Origin of the sequence: Vibrio sp. V38_P2S17PM301 (genome assembly GCF_009904845.1) — a bacterium.
Taxonomy (GTDB): Bacteria; Pseudomonadota; Gammaproteobacteria; order Enterobacterales; family Vibrionaceae; genus Vibrio; species Vibrio proteolyticus.
This window is the reverse complement of sequence record NZ_WXWO01000081.1, coordinates 1-25,519: the sequence shown is the minus strand read 5'-3', so window position 1 is coordinate 25,519 and position 25,519 is coordinate 1. Positions and strand designations below refer to the sequence as shown.

At 47.1% G+C, this 25,519-nt stretch carries 26 protein-coding genes and 1 pseudogene; 19 read left to right on the top strand and 8 right to left on the bottom strand.

Annotated elements, in window-relative coordinates; translation table 11 throughout:
- Positions 1–211 precede the first annotated feature (211 nt).
- The 3 genes from fruA to fruB are packed head-to-tail and all read right to left on the bottom strand — an operon-like array spanning position 212 to position 4,082.
- Positions 212–1,957: a PTS fructose transporter subunit IIBC gene (gene fruA / locus CAG64_RS17335; RefSeq protein WP_161448965.1), complete on the bottom strand. Its 1,746-nt coding sequence runs from the start codon at positions 1,955–1,957 to the stop codon at positions 212–214.
- 18 nt (positions 1,958–1,975) lie between these two features.
- Entirely contained in the window at positions 1,976–2,926 is a 951-nt protein-coding gene (pfkB, locus tag CAG64_RS17330; RefSeq protein WP_040902581.1) for a 1-phosphofructokinase, read from the bottom strand.
- Positions 2,927–2,936: 10 nt separating this feature from the next.
- On the bottom strand, positions 2,937–4,082 hold the full coding sequence (fruB, locus tag CAG64_RS17325) for a fused PTS fructose transporter subunit IIA/HPr protein (protein ID WP_021705257.1): 1,146 nt from the start codon (positions 4,080–4,082) through the stop codon (positions 2,937–2,939).
- A gap of 316 nt (positions 4,083–4,398) precedes the next feature.
- On the opposite strand from fruB, the gene cra reads away from it, so the two are divergent.
- On the top strand, positions 4,399–5,388 hold the full coding sequence (gene cra, locus CAG64_RS17320; protein WP_021705258.1) for a catabolite repressor/activator: 990 nt from the start codon (positions 4,399–4,401) through the stop codon (positions 5,386–5,388).
- A gap of 29 nt (positions 5,389–5,417) precedes the next feature.
- Here the strand turns inward: cra and CAG64_RS17315 are convergent, their stop codons facing one another.
- Together CAG64_RS17315 and CAG64_RS17310 are read right to left on the bottom strand one after the other, a co-directional pair.
- On the bottom strand, positions 5,418–5,942 hold the full coding sequence (locus CAG64_RS17315; RefSeq protein WP_021705259.1) for a hypothetical protein: 525 nt from the start codon (positions 5,940–5,942) through the stop codon (positions 5,418–5,420).
- 96 nt (positions 5,943–6,038) lie between these two features.
- Complete coding sequence (locus CAG64_RS17310) at positions 6,039–6,401, bottom strand: YgiW/YdeI family stress tolerance OB fold protein (protein ID WP_021705260.1); 363 nt, start codon at positions 6,399–6,401, stop codon at positions 6,039–6,041.
- A gap of 156 nt (positions 6,402–6,557) precedes the next feature.
- On the opposite strand from CAG64_RS17310, the gene CAG64_RS17305 reads away from it, so the two are divergent.
- The 4 genes from CAG64_RS17305 to modC are packed head-to-tail and all read left to right on the top strand — an operon-like array spanning position 6,558 to position 10,577.
- Positions 6,558–8,030 (top strand): cobyric acid synthase, encoded by a 1,473-nt coding sequence (locus CAG64_RS17305; RefSeq protein ID WP_237668135.1) that lies wholly within the window; start codon positions 6,558–6,560, stop codon positions 8,028–8,030.
- Positions 8,027–8,770 carry a molybdate ABC transporter substrate-binding protein gene (gene modA, locus CAG64_RS17300; protein WP_021705262.1) on the top strand — a complete coding sequence of 248 codons (744 nt, stop codon included), beginning with the start codon at positions 8,027–8,029 and terminating at the stop codon, positions 8,768–8,770. The genes CAG64_RS17305 and modA overlap by 4 nt, the downstream gene beginning before the upstream one ends.
- Before the next feature lie 11 nt (positions 8,771–8,781).
- Positions 8,782–9,474 carry a molybdate ABC transporter permease subunit gene (gene modB / locus CAG64_RS17295; protein WP_021705263.1) on the top strand — a complete coding sequence of 231 codons (693 nt, stop codon included), beginning with the start codon at positions 8,782–8,784 and terminating at the stop codon, positions 9,472–9,474.
- The gene (gene modC, locus CAG64_RS17290) at positions 9,471–10,577 is read left to right on the top strand and encodes a molybdenum ABC transporter ATP-binding protein ModC (protein WP_161448989.1); all 1,107 of its coding nucleotides are present in this window, start codon (positions 9,471–9,473) and stop codon (positions 10,575–10,577) included. Before modB ends, modC begins: the two co-directional genes overlap by 4 nt.
- Before the next feature lie 39 nt (positions 10,578–10,616).
- Here the strand turns inward: modC and CAG64_RS17285 are convergent, their stop codons facing one another.
- A complete protein-coding gene (locus tag CAG64_RS17285; RefSeq protein WP_161448963.1) occupies positions 10,617–11,054 on the bottom strand; it encodes a DUF3069 domain-containing protein in 438 nt (145 codons plus the stop codon).
- A 251-nt stretch (positions 11,055–11,305) separates the two neighbouring features.
- Here CAG64_RS17285 and CAG64_RS17280 point away from each other — a divergent pair, with 251 nt between their 5' ends.
- Positions 11,306–12,277 (top strand): GGDEF domain-containing response regulator, encoded by a 972-nt coding sequence (locus CAG64_RS17280; protein WP_161448961.1) that lies wholly within the window; start codon positions 11,306–11,308, stop codon positions 12,275–12,277.
- A 30-nt stretch (positions 12,278–12,307) separates the two neighbouring features.
- The gene (locus CAG64_RS17275; RefSeq protein WP_161448955.1) at positions 12,308–13,306 is read left to right on the top strand and encodes a Solitary outer membrane autotransporter beta-barrel domain; all 999 of its coding nucleotides are present in this window, start codon (positions 12,308–12,310) and stop codon (positions 13,304–13,306) included.
- On the opposite strand, the gene CAG64_RS17270 is transcribed toward CAG64_RS17275, so the two are convergent.
- On the bottom strand, positions 13,303–14,541 hold the full coding sequence (locus tag CAG64_RS17270; RefSeq protein ID WP_161448952.1) for a GGDEF domain-containing protein: 1,239 nt from the start codon (positions 14,539–14,541) through the stop codon (positions 13,303–13,305). The genes CAG64_RS17275 and CAG64_RS17270 overlap by 4 nt on opposite strands.
- A 161-nt stretch (positions 14,542–14,702) precedes the next feature.
- Here CAG64_RS17270 and CAG64_RS17265 point away from each other — a divergent pair, with 161 nt between their 5' ends.
- From CAG64_RS17265 to CAG64_RS17225, 9 genes are all read left to right on the top strand, one after another.
- Positions 14,703–15,068, top strand: a complete 366-nt coding sequence (locus CAG64_RS17265) for a late competence development ComFB family protein (protein ID WP_161453457.1) — start codon at positions 14,703–14,705, stop codon at positions 15,066–15,068.
- A gap of 10 nt (positions 15,069–15,078) precedes the next feature.
- Complete coding sequence (locus CAG64_RS17260; protein ID WP_161453458.1) at positions 15,079–15,354, top strand: HlyU family transcriptional regulator; 276 nt, start codon at positions 15,079–15,081, stop codon at positions 15,352–15,354.
- Positions 15,355–15,653: 299 nt separating this feature from the next.
- Positions 15,654–17,204 (top strand): Re/Si-specific NAD(P)(+) transhydrogenase subunit alpha, encoded by a 1,551-nt coding sequence (locus CAG64_RS17255; protein WP_021705271.1) that lies wholly within the window; start codon positions 15,654–15,656, stop codon positions 17,202–17,204.
- A gap of 14 nt (positions 17,205–17,218) precedes the next feature.
- Complete coding sequence (gene pntB, locus CAG64_RS17250) at positions 17,219–18,613, top strand: Re/Si-specific NAD(P)(+) transhydrogenase subunit beta (RefSeq protein ID WP_161451627.1); 1,395 nt, start codon at positions 17,219–17,221, stop codon at positions 18,611–18,613.
- A gap of 201 nt (positions 18,614–18,814) precedes the next feature.
- Positions 18,815–20,218: a sensor histidine kinase VxrA gene (gene vxrA / locus CAG64_RS17245; RefSeq protein ID WP_052035748.1), complete on the top strand. Its 1,404-nt coding sequence runs from the start codon at positions 18,815–18,817 to the stop codon at positions 20,216–20,218.
- The gene (gene vxrB, locus CAG64_RS17240) at positions 20,193–20,852 is read left to right on the top strand and encodes a response regulator transcription factor VxrB (RefSeq protein ID WP_021705274.1); all 660 of its coding nucleotides are present in this window, start codon (positions 20,193–20,195) and stop codon (positions 20,850–20,852) included. Before vxrA ends, vxrB begins: the two co-directional genes overlap by 26 nt.
- A gap of 3 nt (positions 20,853–20,855) precedes the next feature.
- Positions 20,856–21,737 carry a DUF2861 family protein gene (locus CAG64_RS17235; protein WP_161457359.1) on the top strand — a complete coding sequence of 294 codons (882 nt, stop codon included), beginning with the start codon at positions 20,856–20,858 and terminating at the stop codon, positions 21,735–21,737.
- Between the two features lie 61 nt (positions 21,738–21,798).
- Positions 21,799–22,938: a conjugal transfer protein TraF gene (locus CAG64_RS17230; protein WP_161457360.1), complete on the top strand. Its 1,140-nt coding sequence runs from the start codon at positions 21,799–21,801 to the stop codon at positions 22,936–22,938.
- Positions 22,939–23,006: 68 nt separating this feature from the next.
- Positions 23,007–23,156 carry a YoaH family protein gene (locus CAG64_RS17225; RefSeq protein WP_021705277.1) on the top strand — a complete coding sequence of 50 codons (150 nt, stop codon included), beginning with the start codon at positions 23,007–23,009 and terminating at the stop codon, positions 23,154–23,156.
- Positions 23,157–24,210: 1,054 nt separating this feature from the next.
- Here the strand turns inward: CAG64_RS17225 and CAG64_RS17220 are convergent.
- Positions 24,211–24,474, bottom strand: a complete 264-nt coding sequence (locus tag CAG64_RS17220; protein ID WP_161447971.1) for a helix-turn-helix transcriptional regulator — start codon at positions 24,472–24,474, stop codon at positions 24,211–24,213.
- Positions 24,475–24,618: 144 nt separating this feature from the next.
- On the opposite strand from CAG64_RS17220, the gene CAG64_RS17215 reads away from it, so the two are divergent.
- From CAG64_RS17215 to CAG64_RS17205, 3 genes and pseudogenes are all read left to right on the top strand, one after another.
- Positions 24,619–24,900, top strand: coding sequence for a hypothetical protein (locus CAG64_RS17215; protein ID WP_237668433.1), 282 nt, complete (start codon positions 24,619–24,621; stop codon positions 24,898–24,900).
- A complete protein-coding gene (locus CAG64_RS17210) occupies positions 24,897–25,088 on the top strand; it encodes an antitoxin MazE family protein (protein ID WP_161447969.1) in 192 nt (63 codons plus the stop codon). Before CAG64_RS17215 ends, CAG64_RS17210 begins: the two co-directional genes overlap by 4 nt.
- A gap of 15 nt (positions 25,089–25,103) precedes the next feature.
- Positions 25,104–25,519: pseudogene (locus CAG64_RS17205) on the top strand (hypothetical protein); the annotation flags it as partial.

The window sequence follows — 25,519 nt, the reverse complement described above, 5'->3', positions numbered from 1 at the left end:
GAATATACTTGACGTGCTTTACCTCATTGCACCAAATGCGTGAACGGTCATGTGGCAATTGCACTCTATTGGCGCGGCACGACCTGGCGGAAAATATCTGCTGTGTGATAACGGTTTACTCCCACAGTGTAGTTGCCTACAAAAGAGTTAGATAAAAAAGCACCTCCAGAAAGGAGGTGCTGAATGCCTGAATAGTCGGGGGTAGGCAAATTTACGCTTCGGCAGGTTTGTTGGCTTTGCTGCCACTACGATTTTTCATAAATGCATAGCCAAAGCCAGTAACCAGTGTACCGGCAGCGATCGCAACCAAATACATCAGTACCGGTGTTATCGCATTTGGGATTAACAGCACAAACAGACCACCGTGAGGCGCCATTAGTTTCGCGCCAAACAACATAGATAGAGCACCAGTCAGTGCGCCACCTGCCATACAGGCTGGAATGACTCGCATAGGGTCTTTTGCTGCAAATGGAATCGCACCTTCGGAGATAAAGCACAGCCCCAGAACAAAGGACGCTTTACCTGCCTCACGTTCGCCCGCTTCAAATTTATCTTTGGCCAGGAAGGTCGCCAGTCCCATGCCCAGTGCCGGAACCATACCTGCCGCCATAATCGCCGCCATTGGTGCATAAGTCTGAGAGGCCAGCAAGCCGACCCCAAATGTGTATGCAGCTTTGTTAACTGGACCGCCCAGATCAAAGCACATCATTGCGCCCAGAATAACACCCAACAGCACGGCATTCGCTGAGCCCATGTTGTTTAGGAACTCTGTCATTGCAGCCATGATGCCAGACACTGGACCACCCACCACGTAAATCATGACAAGGCCGGTGAACAAGCTCGCAATGAACGGAATGATCAGAATAGGCTTAAGGGCTTCCATCGATTGAGGTAGCTTGACATTATCTGCGATAAATTTAGCTGAATAACCCGCGATGAAGCCTGCGGCAATACCGCCCAAAAAGCCTGCGCCGGTCGAGCTAGCTAACATTCCGCCAATAAGGCCAGGTGCCAGACCCGGACGGTCGGCGATAGAAAACGCAATATACCCTGCAAGTACCGGGATCATCAGAGCAAACGCTGAACCACCGCCAATGCTCATTAGCGCCGCCGCCAGTGTCCCTTCTTCTTTGAAGGCTTCAATACCAAACACAAACGAAAGGGCAATGATCAGACCACCCGCAACCACGACAGGCAGCATATGTGAAACCCCTGTCATCAGGTGTTTATACACGCCTTTTTTCTCTTCAGTAACACCACTGCCTGTGCTCGTGCCAGCACTGTGGTGATAAACTGTGGCTTCATTGAAGGCCTTGTCGAGTTCTTGTTCGGTTTTCTTCAGTGCCAAACCGGTACTGGTTTTATACATAGATTTACCAGAGAAACGATCAAGTGGCACTTCAATGTCAGCGGCAATGATGACCAGATCAGCCTGAGCGATGTCTTCTTCGGTTAACTGATTTTTCGCGCCAACAGAACCTCGGGTTTCTACTTTGATTTGATACCCTCGACGAGTGGCTTCTTCCTCCAGTGCTTCCGCCGCCATAAATGTGTGAGCCACGCCTGTTGGGCAAGCAGTGATCGCCACGATTTTTTTGCTGGCTGATGAATCAACCTGAGCTGGCGAAATAGTGGTGGTTGCAGTCGTGAGTAATTCCGCTTTGGCCGCTGCTGTTTGTAGAAACGTTTTTGGGTCATGAGTGCATGCACTGATGTCAGCACGGTAGACTTTCTTGCCGACAAAACGCGTGTCATCGACTGGCGTATTCGCTGCAATCACAATCACGTCTGCATCGTTGATTTTTTCTGAGTTTATTGGCTGAGAATCGAGTACCGACGACTGGCATTCGATCGAAGCATTCCACTCCAGCGCTTTCGCTGCTTTGTCCAGCAGACCGGCAGCAATAATGCTGTTGGCCACGCCGCTAGGGCAGGCTGTGATAATCGCTATATTCATAATATCGACCTTTGTCCTTTAGCTTTCTACTGGAGAAAGCGGTTGTACTTTTACTTGTTTTTGTAGGGATTGAACTTCTTGGATGTCGTCCACACCAACACCTATCTGGCTAACGGCGAGGGCAGATAAAGCCGTTGCGAACGACAGTAATTCGGTTTTCGGCAGGTTCTGCATATGGCCCCAGCAAAGCCCGGCAACTAAGGTATCTCCGGCACCCACAGTGCTAACGACTTGCATGCGAGGAGGCTGTGCGCGTAACCACTCATTTTGATTGAGCCACATGACGCCATCAGCTCCCATGGAGACCACGATATTGTCGATGCCTTTCTCGGAGAGTGTCATTGCCGCCGACTGACACTCCTCTGCAGAAGTCAGTGTTCGGCCAACAAAGTCTGACAGCTCTTCATCATTTGGTTTAATCAGCCATGGGTGAGCGTCCAAGCCCGCACTTAAGGCAGCACGGCTTGAGTCGAATAAAACTTTTTTGCCTTTGCTGTGTAAGAGTTTTATCCAACGGGCGCACTGCTCGGGGCTCACTCCTTTAGGCAAACTGCCGGCGAGCACAAAGAACTCATGATCTTCGCAAAGCGCAAGCAGGGTGCGTTCAAATTCAGCCATCGCGGATTCGGTGACCGTCACGCCGGGAAAGTTGATGTCGCTGACCGAACCGTTGTGTTCAACTAATTTGACGTTGATACGAGTCGAGCCTTCAACCCGCACAAAGCGATCATTTGCGCCCATTTGAGCAAACAATTGGCAGAACATTTCTTGGTTATCCCGGCCGAGAAAACCGGTGACGGTAACTTGTGCGCCCAGGTCAGATAAGACTTTAGCGACATTCACACCTTTGCCTGCCGCATGCAGATCGCTATGACTGACCAGGCTTACCGAGCCGGGATTCAGCGTGTCGAGGCTTCCGGTTAAATCTAAGGCCGGATTTAACGTTATCGTGACGACTTTATTGACCATACTCAGCACCTCAACCTTCACCCAAACCTGATTCTATCGCTGTGCCAATGGCGGTCAGCGCCTGCTGAGCGTCTGGTCCCTCGGCGGTGAACTGTAACTGATGTCCGTGTTTCACGCCCATGGCGATCACTTTCATCAGGCTCTTGGCATTCACCGGTTTGGCATCACCATCCAAATTGGCCACCTTGATGGTTGATTCGAATTTTTTCGCTTCGGCGACGAGCATCGCTCCCGGACGGGCGTGTAGACCATGCGAGTTGCGAATTTTGAAGATCGCCGTGTTACCGAAAGAGGCTTCTTGCGTGTCATTTGATGCTGCTTCCTCTTCTCCGCTAAATAGAGTAAGCAGTTGATCGGCGGATGCGCTCAGAATCGAATCTTGTCGACCTTCAAAGACCAGTTGGCCGAGAATGTCGAGTTGTTTCTGGTGTGCAGCGTTGCATGCAGCAAAAGCGATTAAGCCTTTCACAGGTGCACCTTCATATTCACAATGATTTGCTGTGGTAACCAGTGACATACCGGTACGTTTGACCGCTTTGTTTGAACTGGTTAACCACAGTCCTTGTCCAAGATGAGTGGGGGACTTGGTCACGAGTTCAGCGACAAATTCATTGTCTGCACATCCAGTATTTTTTAACAGGCCTCCCGCTACCGCCGTCATTTGCACCATATCACTGGCAGGGAAGGAGAGTTGGATCAAGGATGCGTCAAAATCAGCTTCAAGCTGAACTTCACCGTTCAGCAGTGCAATAATGTCATTGGCACTGCCGGCATTTTTTAAGCGTTCTTCAACACCGTCTGCGGAAAGCACTTTCGTCAGTTGTTTCAGGATGCCCAGATGTTCATCAGATTTTGCAGCGATACCAATCGCGATGTATGCCGTATTACCGTCGCCCCAGTCAACGCCGTGAGGAAAGTGTTGGATGGCAACGCCAGTATGATTAACCATATCGCGAGTGTCTGTTGTGCCATGTGGGATCGCGATTCCATTTCCAAGAAAGGTTGAATTTTGCGCTTCGCGGTTGAGCATACCTTCAACGTACCCGTCGGCCACCAACCCCTTATCTGAGAGTTGCTGTGCAATCGCGCGGATCGCATCCTGCTTTGAGGAATGCGATTGATTAAGCGTGATATCCTGAATAGTTAACTGGAGCATAATTGCCTCTTATATTCTGCTTATCAGCAACAGAGCGCTGATGTGTTCTATCCCTCGAGTGCGCAGCTGAACCTTACTGAACGGCCAGCTGAATCGTTTCAGCACTCTTTCAAAAAAATTCAGCAAAACACACGCATCAAAATATGAGTGTAGGTGCATTTGCTGATTATTGATTGATTTCCTCAATCTATTTCACAAATTTGATTTTGCTGAATCCTTTCAGCTTTTATGCTGAAACGTTTCAGCTTATAATGCAAATAATCCTAAGATCGAATGTGGTGATATTTGATCAACACCACAAATTAAAGGCACTGATATGACACTTGATGAAATAGCCAGATTAGCCGGTGTGTCGAAAACGACGGCCAGTTATGTCATCAATGGTAAGGCCCAGAAATATCGGATTAGTGAAAAGACTCAGCAAAAAGTTATGGCGGTGGTTGAGGCTCACAATTATCGTCCGGATCACGCCGCAACCTCATTGCGGGCAGGGAACAGTCGATCCTTTGGTCTGATCATTCCGGATCTGGAGAACACCAGTTATGCACGTCTGGCAAAACTGCTTGAGCAAAATTCGCGTAGCGCAGATTACCAGATTCTGATTGGTTGCTCTGATGACAATCCAGAAACGGAAAAGAAAGTCGCAGATGCGTTAGTGAGTCGTCGTATTGATGCGTTGTTTGTTGCCAGTGCGATGCCAGACGCGAGCGAGTTTTACCTCGCGTTACAAAAATCGGGTACACCGGTGATTGCGATTGACCGTCCTTTAGACGACGAATATTTTTCGTGTGTTATCAGTGAAGATTTCGGCGCAGCATTTGAATTAACACAATCTTTAGTATGTGACGGCGTCACTAATTTTGGATTAATTGGCGCATTGCCAGAACTTAATATCTCCCGTGAGCGTCAATTGGGATTTGAAGCCGCGGTCAAAAAAGCAGGACAACGCTTTCAGGTCGGCTATGGTCAACACTTCAACCGTGAAGATGGTAAAAAAGTGTTTGAAGAGTGGGTAAGCGATAATACTATCCCTCAGGCTCTTATTACAACGTCATACACGCTGCTCGAAGGCGTTTTGGATGTGTTGTTTGAGCACCCCGAGTTAATGCACCGGATACAGTTGGCCACTTTCGGTGACAACCGTTTACTGGATTTCCTGCCGATAAAAATTAACTCTCTACCACAACAGTTTGAGTTAATCGCCGACAGTGCCCTTGAGCTGGCATTAAATGCGACGGCCAAGCGCTACAACCCCGGAATAGAATTGATACCGAGAAAAATTGTGGTAAGGCAACAAAAAAGGTAGCGTCGGCTACCTTTTCCTTTGTCACAGACTTAGTATTGGAAGCGAACCGACATGACAGCCTGCGGGCCATACACACCATTGTTGCGAGCTTCGGCTGATAAAGACAATTGATTGGTGGAGTGGAAACGCACCCCGGCATGAAACACAGAGCGTTCATCATTTTTACCGATGCGGCCGGTTGCCTCTAGTTGATCGCTTAGCCACAGACGTACACCAATGTTAATTTCTGCTTGTGTATTGTTGTCATCACCGTCTTCTTCTGACTCCTGGATATTGTGTACCAACAGTTGTCCGTATACATCGGCAAATTGGTTGATCGGACCGTTAAACCCTATACCCGCCGCAGCGTCCCAGTCGTGATCCAACTTTGAATCAATCCGGCCAACCAGGTGAAGGTTTTCAGTGATCAAAGTACTGGCTTCTACACCAGCGGTTTCCGGACTCATTCCCATGCGCACTTCGAAAAAGTTGTAGTCAAAATTGTTGGCTTGTGCGGAAAGAGGCAGAGAGCTTGCCAGCGCTGCCAGGCAGACAGCGAAACGTTGTTTGTTCATTACAACTCCAGATGGATGTGATTGATTTTTGGCGTTAATAAAAAGGTCTGCAAAAAGCAGACCAGTTTACCAATCTGGAGCTGTATTCGAACGACTTTACAGCAGTTGAACCTGCTCGACTTCAATTTCCGGTGTTTGACCACCTTCAAACTCGCCGTATAAACGCACTTTAGTCTCTGCATTGAGCGGTGTGTTGAAATGAATGTCATCATCGAATTCGATTTGGACTTCGCCATCACCATCAGAAAAAATGAAGGTGTCTTTACGAACCTGACGCAGCAAATGGCCTTCTACCACGACATCTTTTTCTGTGAACATATTGGCATCGGCCAGCAGTTGTTTCACAGAACTGACTTCTACCGGACCGTTGTATTGGATGCCTGTCTGAGTAGAGTTGGCCAGGGCAAGAGCTGGTGACAGGGTTAGAGCGGCAGTAAGTGCAATTATCGTCTTTTTCATCTTTTGTGTCCTTATATATGGTTGTTTGATGGTGGAATTACAACACGCAGCACTTGAACCCTTGGTGAGTAGGCCATTCATACTCTATTCATTTATTGAGACACCAGCAGGGATGTGAGTATTATAGAGGCGTAGATTTAAGTTTTTGGAATAGTTATGGATTTATCACCTCGCACTCTGATGGTTCAGGGGACAACGTCTGATGCAGGGAAAAGTGCGTTAGTGGCAGGCTTATGCCGTGTGCTGAACAGAAAAGGGGTAAACGTTGCCCCTTTCAAGCCGCAAAATATGGCACTTAACAGTGCCGTCACTCCTGATGGCGGCGAAATAGGACGCGCGCAGGCTGTTCAAGCCCAGGCATGTCGTATTGATCCATCCGTGCATATGAATCCGGTCTTGCTCAAGCCAAACTCAGATACAGGGGCGCAGGTCATCTTGCAGGGGAAGGCGATACAGGACATGGAAGCGGTGGGCTACCAAAATTATAAGCAGATTGCGTTGCCCACGGTTCTGGAGTCTTTTGATATTTTATGTCGTGAGTATGACTGTGTGGTTGTTGAAGGTGCCGGTAGCCCGGCAGAGATCAACTTGCGAGAAAACGATATCGCGAACATGGGGTTTGCAGAAGAGGCTGACGTTCCGGTGATCATCATTGCCGATATCGATCGGGGCGGAGTGTTCGCGCATTTATTCGGTACGCTGGCGCTTTTGTCTGAATCAGAGCAGCAGCGCGTCAAAGGCTTTGTCATCAACCGTTTTCGCGGGGATATTTCGCTTTTGCAACCGGGCTTGGATTGGTTGGAGAAAACAACCGGCAAACCTGTGATCGGGGTTCTGCCTTATCTTCATGGTTTTAACTTAGAAGCGGAAGACGCCATCACTACCCAACAAAATCTGAATTCAGGCGCTAAGTTAAATGTTGTCGTCCCTGTTTTTACTCGGATCAGCAATCATACCGATTTCGATTCATTGCGTTTAAACCCTGATATCAATTTACGTTATGTGGGTAAAGGTGAACGCCTCAGCCATGCTGATTTGATCATTTTGCCTGGGACAAAATCGGTCCGCTCAGATCTGGCGTACCTCCGAGAGCAGGGATGGGATAAAGACATTCAGCGCCATCTGCGCCTAGGGGGAAAAGTCATGGGGATTTGCGGTGGCTACCAGATGTTGGGACGTACTATTGATGACCCATACGGCGTAGAAGGCCCTGCTGGAGTCAGCCGTGGACTTGAACTATTGAGCGCTGAAACGGTATTAACTAAGCAAAAAGCGCTCACTAATGTGACCGGGTCACTTACTTTGAACACCCGGTCCGTTCCCGTCAAAGGCTATGAAATACATGTTGGTCGCACTCAAACCTCTGGATCGAGCCCTGTGATCTTGGATGCTGCCACAACAGACGGTGAAATCAGTGATTGCAATCAAATCTTTGGGACCTATCTGCACGGTATATTAGACAGCCCTGAAGCACTGCAACTGATTTGTGAGTGGGCAGGGTGTGAAGCCGTAAAGCTGCAATCACATGAAACAATGAAAGAACAAGCGATAGACCAAATTGCCGACGCTGTTGAGCAGTGTCTCGATTTGAGTTTGTTATGGCCCCAGCTACAAAAGAGTGCACAATGAAAGTACCTTATATAGCAACGTTTGTTGCGCTAACCATCAGTTTTTCCGCATCCGCTGAGGACGTGCGCATTTATGCTGCTTCTTCCATGACAAATGTGTTGAATGATTTGATCACCAGTTATGAAAGTAGTCATGATGGCATCAAGGTTGTTCCCGTTTACGCCGGATCGTCAGCGCTAGCACGTCAGATAGAGAATGGCGCGCCGGCGGATGTGTTTGTCTCAGCCAATGAAAAGTGGGTTAACTATCTGATCAATAAAGAGATGATAAATAGTGACGCTGTCACTGAGTGGGCATCCAACAAACTGGTTGTGATAGAGCCGAAAGGTGGCGATACGAATTTGGTGTTGGAGAGTGCCGACTCCTGGATTCATGCGTTAGGTCCAACCCGACTGGCGATAGGCAACACACAGGCCGTTCCGGCCGGCATTTATGGTCGAGAGAGTTTAGAAGCTCTGAAGGTTTGGCCAGAGCTTGAAAAACATCTGGCTCCGACCAGCAATGTACGCTTGGCGCTGGCATTGGTAGAGCGTAAAGAGTCCAATCTCGGCATTGTTTATAAAACAGATGCGTTGCTGTCGGACAAGGTCAGCATTGTTCGGGAATTTGACGATAGCTTGCATACGCCCATACGTTATCCCATGGCGGTCTTCAATCAGGATGCGCAAACCCAGGCTTTTGTCGATTACCTCAACGGCGAACAAGGTAAAGCGATCCTCGATAAGTACGGATTTAACTAAGAGCATAAGCATTGTTATCTGAATATGAATACCAAGCTCTGCTGCTGAGCTTAAAAGTCGCGTTTTACGCCATCGTATGGTTAATACCGATCGGTATTGCGTTGGCCTGGATGTTGGCGCGTAAGCAATTTATAGGTAAAGGCTTACTCGATAGCCTGATTCACCTACCTTTGGTGCTTCCTCCTGTTGTGATCGGCTACTTGTTGCTTGTCCTGATGGGCAGGCAAGGTATATTGGGAGCGTGGCTGGCAGAACATTTTGGTTTGGTCTTCAGTTTCAGTTGGAAAGGCGCCACGCTCGCATGTATTGTGGTGGCGCTTCCTCTAATGGTGCGCTCGATTCGTCTTAGTTTAGAAAGTGTCGACACGAAACTAGAGCAAGCTGCAGCGACACTGGGAGCTTCTTCATGGCGGGTATTCATGACAATAACCTTACCACTCACGATTCCCGGCATCATAACTGGTACGATGTTGTCTTTCGCACGTAGCCTAGGTGAGTTTGGTGCTACCATCAGCTTTGTTTCCAACATTCCTGGCGAAACACAAACCATTCCTCTGGCAATGTATAATTTTATTGAAACCCCCGGTTCTGAGCTCGAAGCGGCACGCTTGTGCGCCATCTCTATCGTGATCGCATTAGCGTCACTACTCATCTCGGAATGGATGGCACGTCGGACAGCGAAACGTCTGGGGGCCGTGCGATGACATTGCTTCGGGTAAAATATTGCCTGGTATTGGGCGACACGCACTTTGACATTGATTTGGATTTACCAGCAAGCGGCATTACCGCCATATTTGGCCGCTCAGGAGCCGGAAAAACCTCTTTAATCAACGTGGTTGCAGGCTTATTGCGACCAGGTGAAGGTGAGATCGTGGTTCAAGACCGAACGTTGTTTTCGTCATTGAAGAACCTTGATGTACCAGTCCACAAACGTAACGTTGGCTATGTGTTTCAGGATGCGCGTTTGTTCCCTCACTACCGGGTGAAAGGCAATCTGCTTTATGGCGTTAAGAAGATGGATCCTGACCACGTGGAAACCATCATCAAGTTGTTAGCCCTTGAACCGTTGTTAGACCGCTTTCCAAGCGAACTGTCTGGCGGGGAAAAACAGAGAGTGGCCATTGGCCGAGCGCTACTGGCAAAGCCGGATATTTTGTTAATGGACGAACCTCTCGCCTCTCTGGATATGCCACGTAAACGTGAAGTGATGCCATTTCTCGAAGAACTAGCCGATCGGGTTCAAATCCCAATTCTGTATGTCACTCACAGCTTGAATGAGATCCTAAGACTGGCGAACTATTTAGTGGTCATCGATGACGGTCAGGCGGTGACTTCTGGACCGGTAGAACAGGTTTGGTCAACCAAAGCAATGCGCCCTTGGCAGTCTTTTTCCGATCAAAGCTCTTTGTTTGAAGCTTCAATCGAGACGCACAATGACGACTACGCGTTGAGTCAGCTTAAGTTGGCGACGGGTGTTCATCTTTGGGTTCAGCGAATAGATGCTTTGGTGGGTTCATCGGTCCGTCTTCAGGTCAGGGCCAATGACGTCTCACTCGCTTTGGAGAAACCGCGCTCGACTTCTATCCGGAATATATTACCGGCTGAGATTGTGGAGCTAGAAACTCGTCGCCATGGAGGCGATAAGCAGAGCGTGGCGATAAAACTGGCGTTGGGTGAAGGGTGCTGTCTATGGGCCACGGTAACTGCCTGGGCCAGAGATGAACTTGGCTTACATGTCGGGATGCAGGTGTTTGCCCAGGTTAAAGGGGTGAGCGTGACGCAACGGGATGTTGCCTTAACGCACTGAAATAAAAAAGCCGCGGTGAACGCGGCTTGATTTTTGATTTTATTTGACGAATACGTCTTTGAAGTCTTTCTTCAGAATGGGATCACGGCGAGCTTTCTTGATTTGTTTCACCATATCCTTCACACAGTTGTGCAGCACTTCATCCAGCAGTTCTGCGCGGTACTGTTCTTTCTGCTCTTCCGTCATCTCTTTCGGCAGGTTAAGCGTTGGGAACTCTTCCATCACGTTAACGCCAGCAAAAGCCTGACTCACAGAAATCAGAGCGTGAAATTGCTCGAAGTTGTCGAGCACATTCTGTGCGCTGGCAGGCAGTGAGTCCCAAGCTTCGCGTACGGCTTCTTCTGACACTTCGTGAATAGAGGAAACCATGAAGTGCATCGCTTCAGGCACCTGATCAAATTCGATTACCTGACGCAGTTCAGGAGAAATCGTTTCCAGATCGACAGTTTGTTGTTCGGTTTGGTTAGTGTCAGACATTGACATATTCTCGTATCGAAAAAGGGCGATCCTAAAAACTCACAGCGAAAAGTCAATACTCAAACTCATCTTAGCGCGTGATATCAACAGATAAATGCTGAAAATCAAACAACTTTAAGTGACTTTGCCGGGGTTTGCTCCTTTACTGCTTGGTGCTTAGATAATTTAAAAGCAAGTTATTGATAATACACGGTGCAACAAAGAGGCTGCTGTGCTATATCTAAATATATCCAATTATTTCTGGTACTTACATGAGTGAAACGGGTTCATCAATGCGTATTCTACTGGTTGACGATGTTCAGCTGGACAGAATGCAGCTTGCGATTCGCTTGAAACAGCTTGGTCATACTGTCGAAGCTGTCTCCAGTGGTCGTGCTGCCTTGGCGCTATACAGTGACTTTGACCCTGAGCTTGTGCTACTTGATATTTCGATGCCGGAAATGGACGGTTTCGAGCTCTCTCACGAGATCAGACGATTGTACCCGGAGTGGGTGCCGATCATTTTCCTCAGTGGTCATGATGAACCGAGTATGATCGCGAAAGCCATTGATGCCGGGGGAGACGATTACCTCATTAAGCCGGTCGATAAAATCGTACTGAACTCTAAGCTACGTGCCATGCAGCGGATAGCCTTCATGCGTCGTGAGTTGAAAAAGACTTCGGCAAAACTTGAAGAGTTAAATCACGTCTTACAACAGCAGGTTAACGAAGACGGGCTGACTAAAGTGTTCAACCGCCGGTTTATTGATGACAAATTGCAGGAGTTGATCGCCTGGCATGGACGGCAGGAGTTGCCACTTGGCATGCTTTTGTTTGATGTCGATAATTTCAAAGCATTTAATGACAATTACGGCCACCTTGAAGGAGACCGATGCTTAATTCGACTTGCTCAGGAAACGTCTAAACTATTTAGCCGCAGCGGTGAGTTTGTAGGTCGATATGGCGGTGAGGAGTTTGTTGTTTTACTGGCGAATACGTCATTGGAGCAGGCGAGCCAGGCAGCGCAACGCATCATGGACCGGTTTAAAGACGTCGCGTATCCGCATGACTACAATCATGGCACACCTTACGTGACGGTGTCACTTGGCGTGTTGAGTATTTTGCCCAAAGGGCGTGAATCTAATGAAGATATTTACGGCGCCGCCGATGATGCACTGTATCAAGCGAAAAGTAACGGGCGAAACTGCTTTGTAGCCGTGTCTGATTTGGAAAGAACTGGATAGTCTTCTCTAAGACTTGCTGTACAGGAAACGATGAAACGGACCTTCTTAACTTATCGAGTAGCGCTGTTTTTTAGCGTGCTTACCGCTTCACAACAGATCTCAGCGAATCAGTTGGATGACGCGATAATCAAATCGTTTGAACATCGATTTGCCTCAGTTGTCGTGCTGACTGATACAGATGTCATTAAATTCGGGGTGAACGACTTTAATCCTAATCGGGCATTAAATCTCGACAACGAAAATCTGGGCTCGGATGATGCTGTCGAGCGACGGAAACAAAATTCGGTTGTGGCCATCCCGCTCACGTTTGAGTTTGATGAGCCCGACTCAGACAACCAACATCGTATTTATCTCCGCCTGTCGGGCATTTTCACTGATTCGGATACCCAGTTACTTCAGGGCGACGTGCCAGAAGACAACTTAAAAGAGACGATCATTTCTGGTTTTTCGGCCTATCGCTATCGTATGAACCTGACTGAAAACTGGCGACTCATCCCGGGTATAGGCACTCATCTGATTCATTATAAAAATGACTTTACTGCCAATAGCTTAGAATCACAGGAATTGATAGATGTTTTTCTGAAAGACCGCTTAGTCGATGTGTCTGCCTGGTCCAACATTTATGAACCCACGCTAAAATTCGAGTATCACGACGAGCCGGAGTGGGGTAAATGGAAAGCTGTCTCATCATGGCACTATTTTTATGGTTATGGCTGGGGTGATGCCAATAGTGGCAATGTGGGGAACCCGGAAGGCTGGTATGTTTCTAACGGAGCAGAACTGTTTTACAACATCACGCAGTGGGGAAACTCGTTACAGTCTTTATATGCCAGTATCAGTCGAATTGACTTGGGTGGAGACACGCCAAGTGAGTTTGGCACAGACCACTACTACGAGACGTCCATCGGCTGGCTCATGACGCCGCCATTCGAAGCAGACTGGATCGATAATATCGGCATCGGTATCAATGTTAACTACGGGTCCGATTACAAGGGCGGTAGTATCGTGTTGTTTTTTAATCAAGATTAAGCCTTAGCTTTCTCAATCCGATTGCGACCTTTCTCTTTTGCTTTGTACAACGCGTTATCGGCGCGTTTCATGATTTCTTCGGCTTTGCGGCTTGTTTTGCTATCGGCATAACCAATACTGATGGTCACGTTCACCGATTCACGTTTTTTCGCTTTGCCACGCTGCCGCAAGCCTTGTTTATCGTTCTTCGGCCGACTGTCGTCGCGAAGGTACATCTCGTAGCCCTCGATAGATTGCCTCAATGTTTCGAGATGCGAGGTGGCTTCATCGGCATTTTTACCTTTGAATAATACGGTGAACTCTTCGCCCCCGTAACGGTAGACACGCGCCCGGCCGCCCACTTTGGTGAGCTTAGAAGCAACCAGCTTTAAAACGTCGTCGCCAGTATCATGACCATAGGTATCATTGAATGATTTAAAGTGGTCAATATCCACCATGGCGACAGTAAAGTGTCGGCCAAGGTGGCGTAAATCAGCGTCTAATGCCAATCGTCCTGGTATACCAGTCAGCCGGTCATTGAAGGCCAGCTCGTAGCTTGCTGAGAGCAGATAAATGAGCAACAAGATACCGGCGACTGAAAACATCGTACTGGAGACGTAGTGAACGTGAAAAAAGATGAACGTGATGCTGGTCAACGACACAACTGAGTAGACGGAAACATCAACAATCCGATTATTACGCAATACAAGAATGGCACTGATCCCAACCAGAGCAGCCAGGTAGAGCACTAAAATCAAAGGAAGGCGCGATATCTGTGGCACATAGTAAAGAAATGCATTGCTGAACGTGCTGAAGCCTCCGTCGTTGTAGTGAGCCACAATGAGGTATGCCCAAAAGACGAACATCAGCAGAACCAGTATATAAACACCAAATGTACGACTATTGATCCCCGTATCACTCATTGGATAAACCAGAAAACTGGCGACGGGCAGTAAAAAGGCTAATAAAGAGAGTTCTAACAGCGTTGAGCCCGTGGTGAGAGGGCTTTGAAGTCTGACCTGGATCACCCAATAAGATAAAATAAGCGCAGCAGAAATCATAGAGATTCGACTTTGCTTAAAAAAATGGCCTAAGGTAAAAACTGATCCCAGAATAATGTAGGGAAGATGTGACGCGAATCCTATATTAGCTTGTGTCACCGTGATGACATTGCTCATACCTGTCCATAGCAGCGTAACCAGCAATAGCGGAAACGCTAAACGAAACCAGTTCGTAGTGACTATGGAGTACGACATAAAACGAAAAACTCGGCCCGATGAATATAACAATTTCGAAAATTGAGTATAAGAATACTTCTATTTATTGAATTGCCAAGCTTTTTACTAAACTATCAGAGTAAAAGTTGGTCTATGTTTATAAATTAACCTGTTTAATCCTGTTGCGAAGGAATGACGTTATGCAAATTAGTGTGGATGTTCATAACTATATGGAGACGCTGGTCGGCCAGGTTCTGACCCGGGAAGCTTACGCCAACCACTTTACTCATGATCAGCTCGCTGACCTTGCATGCCTGGCGCTTAGTCAGCTTCGTCCGGTCTATATTCGATATGATATTGATTTTTTGTCAGCCTTGCCTGAGCATAAAATGTTGTCACTTCAAAAGGCGGCGGAAGATGCAGTATTCGCTGCCGAGTCAATGATCATTGACGATCGACGTCAGAATCGCGACGAACACATTCCGTTTATTCGTTCGTCAAATAAGAGTGAAAGCGATACGCTGGAGTGGTACGAGAAACCAATCATTAATATTAAACGTTCTTAAGGAGTTGTGAGTGGGTCTATTTTCACGCCTGTTTGGTGGCGGTCAACCAAAAGAACCCAAACAGGTAGAGCCAGTCGAATACAAAGGTTTTCTGATTTATCAGGAAGCGATAGCAGAAGGCGGTCAATATCGGATTGCCGGTCGGATAACCAAAGAAATCGATGGTGAAGTAAAAACACATCGCTTTATTCGTTCTGATGTCCTAGCCTCAGAAAGCGATGCTAATGAATTCATGCTGAAAAAGGCGCAAATGTTTATCGATCAAATGGGCGATAACATTTTCTAATTTATCAAATTTCTCTTTGATTCCAATCAGTATTTTATGAGCCATAAGTCGATATTCTTATGGCTCGTTTTGTATGTAATGCGATTGTAATCTACTGTTTAATTTGAACTTTTTTGCTACTGGTTTGACCTCTGCTGAGTCAAGAATACGTTGTTTTCTTACAATCTTGTCAGCAAGATGATTCATTACATACGGTTATAACTCATGATATTTTGTATTTTTGTTACAAAGTACTTGCAGTTCATTTTTTGGTCCGATAAAAACGGATAAGTCATTCTGCCAATAGTCAAGGAATCGCTATGCAAATTGGTGTGCCAAAAGAAATACTCGCGGGTGAAACGCGAGTAGCTGCCTCGCCGAAATCGGTAGAGCAGCTAATAAAACTGGGATTTGATGTCTCTGTCGAAACGCAAGCGGGGGTGCTGGCTAGTTTCGATGATGCTGCATTTGAGGCGGCGGGGGCAAACGTTGTTTCCAAACAAGACGTTTGGTCTTCAGATGTCATTCTAAAAGTGAATGCGCCACTCTATGAGGGCGAAGTTGATGAAATTGCGTTGTTAAAAGAGGGCGCAACGTTAGTCAGTTTTATTTGGCCTGCACAAAATCCTGAATTAATGGAAAAACTGTCAGGCAAAAACATCAATGTAATGGCCATGGATGCCGTCCCTCGTATTTCACGTGCTCAGGCGCTTGATGCCTTGTCTTCAATGGCGAATATCGCAGGTTATCGTGCCGTCGTCGAAGCTGCACATGAATTCGGGCGATTCTTTACTGGGCAAATAACTGCAGCGGGTAAAGTGCCTCCTGCTAAAGTCCTAGTCGCTGGGGCTGGTGTTGCCGGCTTGGCGGCGATTGGCGCGGCAGGCAGTCTGGGTGCTATCGTGCGCGCATTTGACGTTCGCCCGGAAGTGAAAGAACAAGTCGAATCGATGGGGGCTGAGTTCCTGACTGTCGATTTTCAGGAAACGGCTGGCTCTGGCGACGGCTATGCGAAAGAGATGTCCGATGATTTCAATAAGAAAGCGGCTGAGCTTTACGCTGCGCAAGCAAAAGACGTCGACATCATTATCACCACGGCTTTGATCCCTGGCAAGCCTGCGCCGAAGCTGATCAGCAAAGAAATGGTCGACAGCATGAAAGCGGGCAGTGTGATTGTCGATCTTGCAGCCGCTAATGGCGGTAACTGTGAATACACCCAGGCCGATAAAGTTATCACGACGGACAACGGCGTTAAAGTTGTTGGTTATACCGATATGGTTGGCCGATTGCCAACGCAATCATCGCAACTTTACGCGACCAACCTGGTAAACCTACTGAAACTGCTTTGCAAAGAAAAAGATGGCACTGTCAATATCGATTTTGATGATGTGGTGATTCGCGGTGTTACAGTAGTGAAAGAAGGGGAAGTTACTTGGCCAGCGCCACCGATTCAGGTTTCTGTACAGCCTCAGACAAAAGCTGTGGAATCTGCCAAGAAAGATGAGAAACCACAAGAACCTGCGTCACCAGTGAAAAAACTGGCGGGTGTCGCCATCGGTGTGGCCGCCTTTGCCTGGGTGGCATCGGTCGCACCCGCAGCATTTTTGTCTCACTTTACGGTATTCGTTCTGGCTTGTGTGGTCGGTTATTACGTTGTCTGGAATGTCACGCATTCCCTGCACACCCCGTTGATGTCGGTGACCAATGCGATTTCAGGCATTATCGTCGTTGGTGCTTTACTGCAAATTGGGCAGGGGAACGGTTTAGTGACCTTCATTTCATTTATCGCTGTTCTCATTGCGAGCATTAATATCTTTGGTGGCTTTACCGTGACCAAACGTATGCTCGAAATGTTCCGTAAAGACCGTTAAATAGGGAGTAACATATGTCTGCAGGATTAGTACAGGCGGCTTATATCGTTGCTGCTCTGTTTTTCATATTGAGTTTGGCTGGTTTGTCGAAGCAAGAGTCAGCAAAACGCGGTAATTATTACGGCATCGCAGGGATGACGATCGCTTTGATCGCGACGATCTTCAGCCCTGGAGCACAAGGCCTGGCCTGGATCATCTTAGCAATGGTGATCGGTGGCGGGATCGGTATTCATTTCGCTAAGAAAGTCGAAATGACAGAGATGCCAGAGCTGGTGGCAATTCTTCACAGCTTTGTTGGTATGGCCGCCGTATTAGTGGGCTACAACAGCTATCTTGAGCCACCAGCGCCAGTATCGACAGACCTGGCCGGTATACACGCAGAACACGTCATTCACATGGTAGAGGTGTTTCTGGGCGTCTTTATCGGTGCCGTCACATTTACCGGTTCGGTGGTCGCATTTGGTAAATTACGCGGGATCATTTCATCTTCACCGCTAAACTTGCCGCACAAACATAAAATGAATTTGGCGGCCGTTGTAATTTCTACGCTCCTGTTGATCTATTTTGTCAAAGCGGACGGCAGTATGTTTGCTTTAATCGTTATGACGTTGATTGCGTTTGCTTTTGGTTACCACCTGGTGGCGTCCATCGGTGGGGCGGATATGCCAGTCGTCGTTTCGATGCTGAACTCCTACTCTGGCTGGGCAGCCGCCGCAGCCGGTTTCATGTTGGCGAACGATCTACTGATTGTAACGGGAGCATTAGTGGGTTCTTCAGGTGCCATTCTGTCATACATTATGTGCCGGGCGATGAACCGTTCATTTATTAGCGTAATTGCCGGCGGTTTTGGTCAGGAAGTGGTGGTTTCCAGCGATGTGGATCATGGCGAGCACCGCGAAATTACTGCGGAAGATGTCGCTGATATGCTGAAAGGCTCTAAGTCAGTGATCATCACTCCGGGGTATGGCATGGCGGTTGCTCAGGCTCAATACCCAGTACATGAGATCACGGAGAAGCTTCGTGCACAAGGCGTAAACGTTCGTTTCGGGATTCACCCTGTAGCAGGGCGCTTACCTGGTCACATGAACGTGCTGCTAGCCGAAGCGAAAGTCCCGTATGATATTGTTCTGGAAATGGACGAAATCAACGACGACTTTGGTGATACCGATACAGTTCTGGTCATTGGTGCAAATGATACGGTCAACCCAGCCGCTCAGGAAGATCCAACCAGCCCGATTGCCGGTATGCCTGTCCTCGAAGTTTGGAACGCGCAGAACGTCATTGTGTTCAAACGCTCAATGAATACTGGTTATGCCGGGGTACAGAACCCGTTGTTCTTTAAGGACAATACCCATATGTTGTTTGGCGATGCCAAAGACAGTGTAGACGCCATATCGAAAGCGCTATAAACTGAAGTTAACGCTTAAAGAAGCCAGCAATTTTGCTGGCTTCTTGTTTTTTAAAGAACACATTATTGACATCAATATTACATTTCACATGTATTCTTGGTACATAATGCCTTATAGTTATCGTAACGTACTGAATTTGAACAAATACCCTTGATTAAAGCAGCATCTAAATTCATATTCACGCTATTTGCGTTTGCCTCTATGCAGGTGAGTGCCGATTCGCTGCCTGAGCGTATTGACAAGTTCGTCGATCTCTTTGATACCTCTTCAGCCACCGTTTCTTATGATATCCGGGTGATTCAGACAGAATATCCAACCCGATTGATCACTCCCGAGTCTATGCTGCCTCAGACATCCCAATATCCGTTGAAAGATATTCAGCAACTTTATCAGTTGGCTAAGACCTGTACTGGCAAGTTACCGCTAAGTCCGCTAATTACCGAACCTTTAGTGTTCACCCGCGCGATTTGTAAAGGCACAAAGTTAAGTACACGTTGGTTCGCACGCAGCGGGCTAGTCCATCCGGGGGGAGGCTCTTATGCAGCTCGCTATGTGGAGAAATACCCGGACAAGCAGGATGAACTCCAGCAATACATGCAAATCTCAGAACGCCCACTTGCCGACAATGATACGTTGCTTGGGCGTTTACAGCGCATGGATGAAGATGCGATCACGGCTCTGATTTCCGGTGCGAGCATGTTTATGGAACGTGGCGAGTTTTGGTTGAGGCAAGGGGATCGTTATTATATTTTTCCTGAAGATGTCTGGAAGGCGAATATAAGCCAGGCCGGATTAAGCTTTTCTTTATCGAACCAATCGACCAGTTGTTTTGTCCAACGAGGTAACCTGTGTTGGAATGTCGAAGATCACGCCAACATTTTGCGCATCAGTATGGTCATACTGGTGATCGCCAACATTTTGTTGGTGTTGGGTTGGTCGGTTTATCGATGGAATACAAAACGCAAGGAAATGAAGAGTCGCATGTTGATTCTTCAAATCCTGACACACGAACTGAGAACACCTATTGCCAGCTTGTCACTGACTGTGGAAGGGTTCCGGCGTGAATTTGAGCGACTGCCTGAAACGGTATACGATGAGTTTCGGCGACTTTGCGAAGACTCGCGTCGTTTGCGGCAACTCGCTGAGGCGAGTAAGGACTATTTGCAATCAGACAGTAAACCTTTAGCGACCGAATGGGTGCCATCGATAGAAGAGTGGTTATCATTTAAAATTGAAGAAGAGTTTGAAGGTGACATTAAGCTGACCATAAATAAAGATGTCGCTGCTAAGCTTAATGTTTACTGGCTGGGTACATGTATTGATAACCTGATTCGTAATGCGGTTAAGTATGGTGTTCCACCTATTACTTTGGATGTGGCGACAACAGACAACGGCATTACCGTAAAAGTTATTGACCAAGGCGAACTCACTCACAAGGACTGGCGTCAGTTGAAAAAGCCATTTGTGAGCAAGGCCGGGCTTGGTTTAGGATTAACTATCGTAGAGTCGATGGTCGGCAGAATGGGCGGAAAGATGACCCTAGCCGGACCACCAACCACTTTTATATTGGAGATACCTTGTGAAACAGACGTTGCTTCTCGTTGAAGACGATAAAAACCTAGCTGATGGCCTTTTGGTTAGTTTAGAGCAAGCGGGATATGAATGTTTCCACTCTGAAACTATCGCGGGCGTTGCGCAGCATTGGGATAAAGCCGATCTGGTTATCCTGGACCGCCAGCTTCCTGATGGCGATTCAGTTCAGCATCTTCCTGAATGGAAAAAGATTAAAGACGTTCCTGTCATCCTGCTGACGGCGCTGGTCACTGTAAAAGACAAAGTGACAGGTTTGGATGCCGGAGCCAATGATTATCTGACGAAGCCGTTTGCCGAAGCCGAGCTTTTTGCTCGTATTCGTGCTCAGTTACGTCTACCGGAATCAGATGCACAAGACGACTCAAAAGTGAAGACCGAACACTTGGTGATCGACAAAGCCACTCGCGAAGTGTTTTACAAAGAGGAGTCTGTCACACTGACTCGTACTGAGTTTGATTTGCTGCTTTTCCTTGCCAGTAACCTTGGTCGCGTGTTCACTCGTGATGAATTGTTGGATCACGTATGGGGCTACAACCATTTCCCGACAACTCGCACCGTAGATACGCACGTACTTCAGTTACGCCAAAAATTACCAGGGTTAGAAATTGAAACCCTGCGTGGTGTTGGTTACAAGATGAAAGCGTAATCAATGCGAGGTTCTTACTGGCTGATTGGCGCGCTGATATGCGCGCCTTTTCAAACCCAAGCAGTCGATTGGTTTCAAAAAAACACACCATTGACTCAGGCCCATCAGCACCTGCTCGACAATGACTTACCTTCGATGTTCTCATCGTTGGTTGAAGTGTGGCAACAAGAAACGAACCCATCAATTGAGCCTCACCTAAATGACTTAATTGTCCAGTCATTTGATGTCGATTGTGGCAAAAGCCTGGAAAACAAGCCGTTACCAGACTGGATAAAATCGGTTTTAGTCAGAAGAACCGATATCCAAAGCCCCGGCCGAGATGCCTATCGAGCCAGTGTAGAAATCCGCACCAACAAAGAGTTGGCAGACATAACACTGAAAAAGTGGGTCGATAAATCGATGTCTGCCGACGATGAAATGACCATCAGTGACGCTGGGCCCTCGGCGAACAGTGACGAAAAAGTTTATATGAAACGCTACAACCTAAACAGTCGTGTTTCGATGGGGCTTTATCGAATTGATGTGACCGCCAAAGACCAAACGTCGTGGAGCTCTTGGCTGATTCTCGGCGACCCAAAAGCCAAATACACCGTACGTTGGGCCTCGAAAGATCAGTGGCGAGTTGAGAAAAACGCTTTGCTGAATAAGTACTGTCCGCTGCCGAAACTCAATGTTGCGTTTTACGACTACGTTGATGGTTCATACAACCAGGTATGGTCTAAGACGTACGAATCCGATTATCCGACATCACTGGAATTGGTCAACGTTCCTCCGGCGCGTTATGTGTTAGCGATTTCTATGACACATCAACGCTGGCAAGGTCCAATAATTGTGGAACAAACCCAAATTATTAGTAAGACCTATGATGTTTCAGTAGAGGAATAACTAAAGTTAATAGAGAATAGGTCGTTATAACCCATACGGAAGTGGACACTATATAACGGCTATGAAAACCTCTATAAAACTTTTAACTTGCTCGATTCTCCTTGCTACCGGTTCTGCATCTGCAGCCAACTACGCTATCGAAGCCCGTGGTGAAGCCATGGGTGGTGTCGGTGTTGTGTCAGCAAACTTTTTAACTGCGCCTTTCTACAACCCTGCGTTAACTGCCATCTATCGACGTAACGACGATGTTGGTATGTTGATCCCAAGCGTAGGCTTAACCTATAACGATGAAGATGGCATGGTCGATGAGCTCGATCGCGTGTCCGATCTTATCGACAGTCAGGATCCGAACCGAATCCCTGAACTGGAACAGTCACTTGATAACCTTACAGGTACTGAAGTCAAAGCTGACTTAGGTGGCGCTGTCGCGTTTGCGATTCCGAACAAATTTGTGGCCGCAAACGTGTTTGGCAAACTCTACACGGAATCGTACGCGACTCCGCAAATCTCTGATGATGCCGATATCGAAACACGCGCTCGAAACTCGACGGTTAACGCCGTTTCGATTGGCGTAGCGGAGGCCGGTATCTCATTGGCAAAATATCAGACATTCTTAGGGCAGCACATTGCTTTTGGTGTAACACCGAAACTTCAGCGTATCTACACCTACGTTTATGAGGCTAGCTTAGATGATTACGATATCAAAGACATCCGAGACAACGACAAAGCGGAAACCATGTTCAACATGGATGCGGGTGCACTTTGGTTTTATGGCCCATTTCGAATTGGCTTTGCTGCCACTAACCTGGTCAGCCGAGACATCGAAACGAAAACCATTGCTTCACGTAATGGCGGAACGTTGAAATACGAATACCAGATGAAACCGCAGTACACAGTTGGTGCTGGTATCGTCGCAGACTACTTTACACTGAGTGTCGATTACGATCTGAATGAAGAAGAACGCTATAAAGATTTTGATGACAATACCCAGTGGATTAGGGTAGGTGGAGAAATCGATGTCCTGCGTCAATTGCAACTGCGTGCGGGTTATAAGAAAAACTTAGCGTACAGTGACCAAGATGGAACGGTAACAGCCGGTATTGGTCTTTCACCACTCAACTTATTCCAAATGGATATCGGTGCCAGTTACACTAACGAGGATGCGATGGGGGTATACCTCAACTTCCTGGGCAGCTACTAGCTACTAATAGTGGAAGAACAACGTATTTACGTTTATAGTCAGGCTCCTTTTCCAAAGGAGCCTTTTTTATGTTTAACGATATTCCGACACTGTCCCACCAAGAGCAACAAGAAGCTGTAGAGCGAATCCAACAGCTAATGGCAACGGGTATAAGCACTGGTGAAGCCATCAAAATTGTAGCTGAACAAATCAGACAAGAACAGAAAGACAAAGAATAGGGCGGTTAACCGTCCTTTTTTGTATCTAATACAATATAACTAAAATTAGTGTCTCTGAATTCCTTATTTAGTTGAGTTATCGCCTAAGTAAATCTTTGCTTCAAAAATAGTTGAATGCTTTGTAAGTCGCCATTTAAGACTTACAAAACCATGGAAATCCAAAGATACTCTTTATAAACAACAAGATAACACAATATAATCACCTGAATAGATCTGGCTTGGAGGTGTGGATGTAATTTAATTACATGATTCTCAAGGTGAGATAATTAACCTAGTGATTTATCCTGCCAGCTTACGTTGTCACTCATCATCAATAAAACCAGTCATTTTAAAAGTGGTGAGTACTCGCATATATCATGTCGTCACTAAACGTTGTGACGATGTCACACCGTTGGTTTGGTTAACCACATTCAAGAAAGGGAAAACGATGGAAACGTCAGTTACAGGATTGCGACGTTATAGTCTCAAAAATGAAATGTGCATATAGTTGCAATTAGAGGTTTAGGTTACAGTAAGCGTGTTCTTTGTTTCATGGACATTATCTTCTTACTGTGTCGTATCGGCGTCACTTTTAGCCACTGGAAGGAGTGGCTTTTTTTTAGCTGTAGGAATTTAGTAACAGTTTACTCTATATCTCTTAGACGCAATGATAAGAGCCCATCAAATGATGGATGTCTAACGCGCGTGCGTCATCAAATGACAAGGTGTTTGTTCCGGAATTCTCTTTGTCAGAATGCGTAACAACGTAATCCACAAAATGCGCCTTGATGTTACTTCGGTTCGCAGCTTTCTAAGCAATACGACCGTTGGTTTTAAAGTACTGGATTCTAAAGTCACTAATATTTTAAGGTAACTTAAGTTAGGGAATCCGAATCCCATTTAAATGTCCTGAACTTAAAAACGATTAATGTCTCGGCCACTCATGGGAATTAGCACCATTGAGGCTCTCAAAGATCATAAGCATAAGAGGACATTTTAAAATTCCTCAAACCGGACATTACTAAATTGCACACACACCTTAAGTGCGCATTATCTATCAACTGGTAAAAGGGCGCTAGGAGGCGCGTCCCTCATGTAAGGCATTGATTAGGCGGGGGTTTGAGTATTTATCGTCAATCAAACCGTATACGACATTTTGATCGTCTTCATCTAACAAATCGCAAATTTTAAAGGCGACATCCCAATCCATTGAACATGTACCTTTACGCCAGTGCGTAATTCTTCCCTGACCAATCTCTAGTTTTTTAGACAATTGATAGTCCGAAGTTAGACCAAACTTAGCTTTGACGCGGTCAAGTAAAGCGTTTGTGTAGTTCATTGTCATGGGGGACTCCTTCCATCGTTTGTTAAATCATAGAGGAACATTTTGTCGCTTTCACTACTTAAACTGATTTGCATAGTTAAATTGTTCTAAGTAGTCTCATCTCCGTTAGGTTATGACACAGCTTGCGGAGGCTAAATCATGGATGTTACATATCAAAACGCTGAATCCATTCTAAATTTACCAGTCACGAATCCAGCACACTTGCCGGGGCAACCAATGGCAGGGTGCGAGAATCCAGACCCGTCACTGACTCAAAAGTCGCTGGCCATGGTCGCCAAGCTGCGCGCCCAACTGGCGGAGCAGATGCCGAAAAAGGCACAAACCCGAATCCCTGCACGTTTCCGTGCACCACAGTTCCGCAAGCAAGATGAAGCGCCCGAAATGGGCGCGGATTCTTCCTATGGCGAGGGTGTAGCATGAGCCGAAACGCACGCTATGAACAGCGCAAGCGCGCTGAGGGACTGATTAAAGTCACTCTATGGGTTCCAGAGCAGCGCGAGTCAGAGTTTAAACTTCTGGCTGATGCTTGTTGCCGCTTTAGACATTTGTCATTCAACACTCTGCGCGATACCAGCTCCGGCAAGTATGTATCGCTTGAGCGGATTTAAGGGGGGGCGTCACTGATGACACACCAATTGACGCCCGAAGACGTTATCTTCATCGCCGGGGCTGCGCAAAGCTCTAACATTACCCGCAAAAACTTAGCCGCTCATGAGAGCGGCCTTTTTAGTTCCCCAAATTCAGACTGGCTTGAGAGTGAGCAGCAAAAGCTGCGCGCGTTCGAGCAGGTTCACCATGTGCGCACAAAAACAAGTGCGAAACTCGGGCGCGAAGCGCAGGGCGAAGCCCTGAAAGGACTAGGCTCGTCAAAGGGCGCAAAAGTCCGACACGACAAAAAGCGCAAACACATAGACCGTTTTATTACCCGCGACCGCCGCTTAAAGCCCCGTCACAAGACGGAAAGCGTTCACGTTGAGAACCACGACGTGATGTATAACTACGCGACTCCGGGTAAGTCACGCGCTTACCTGATGAAGCG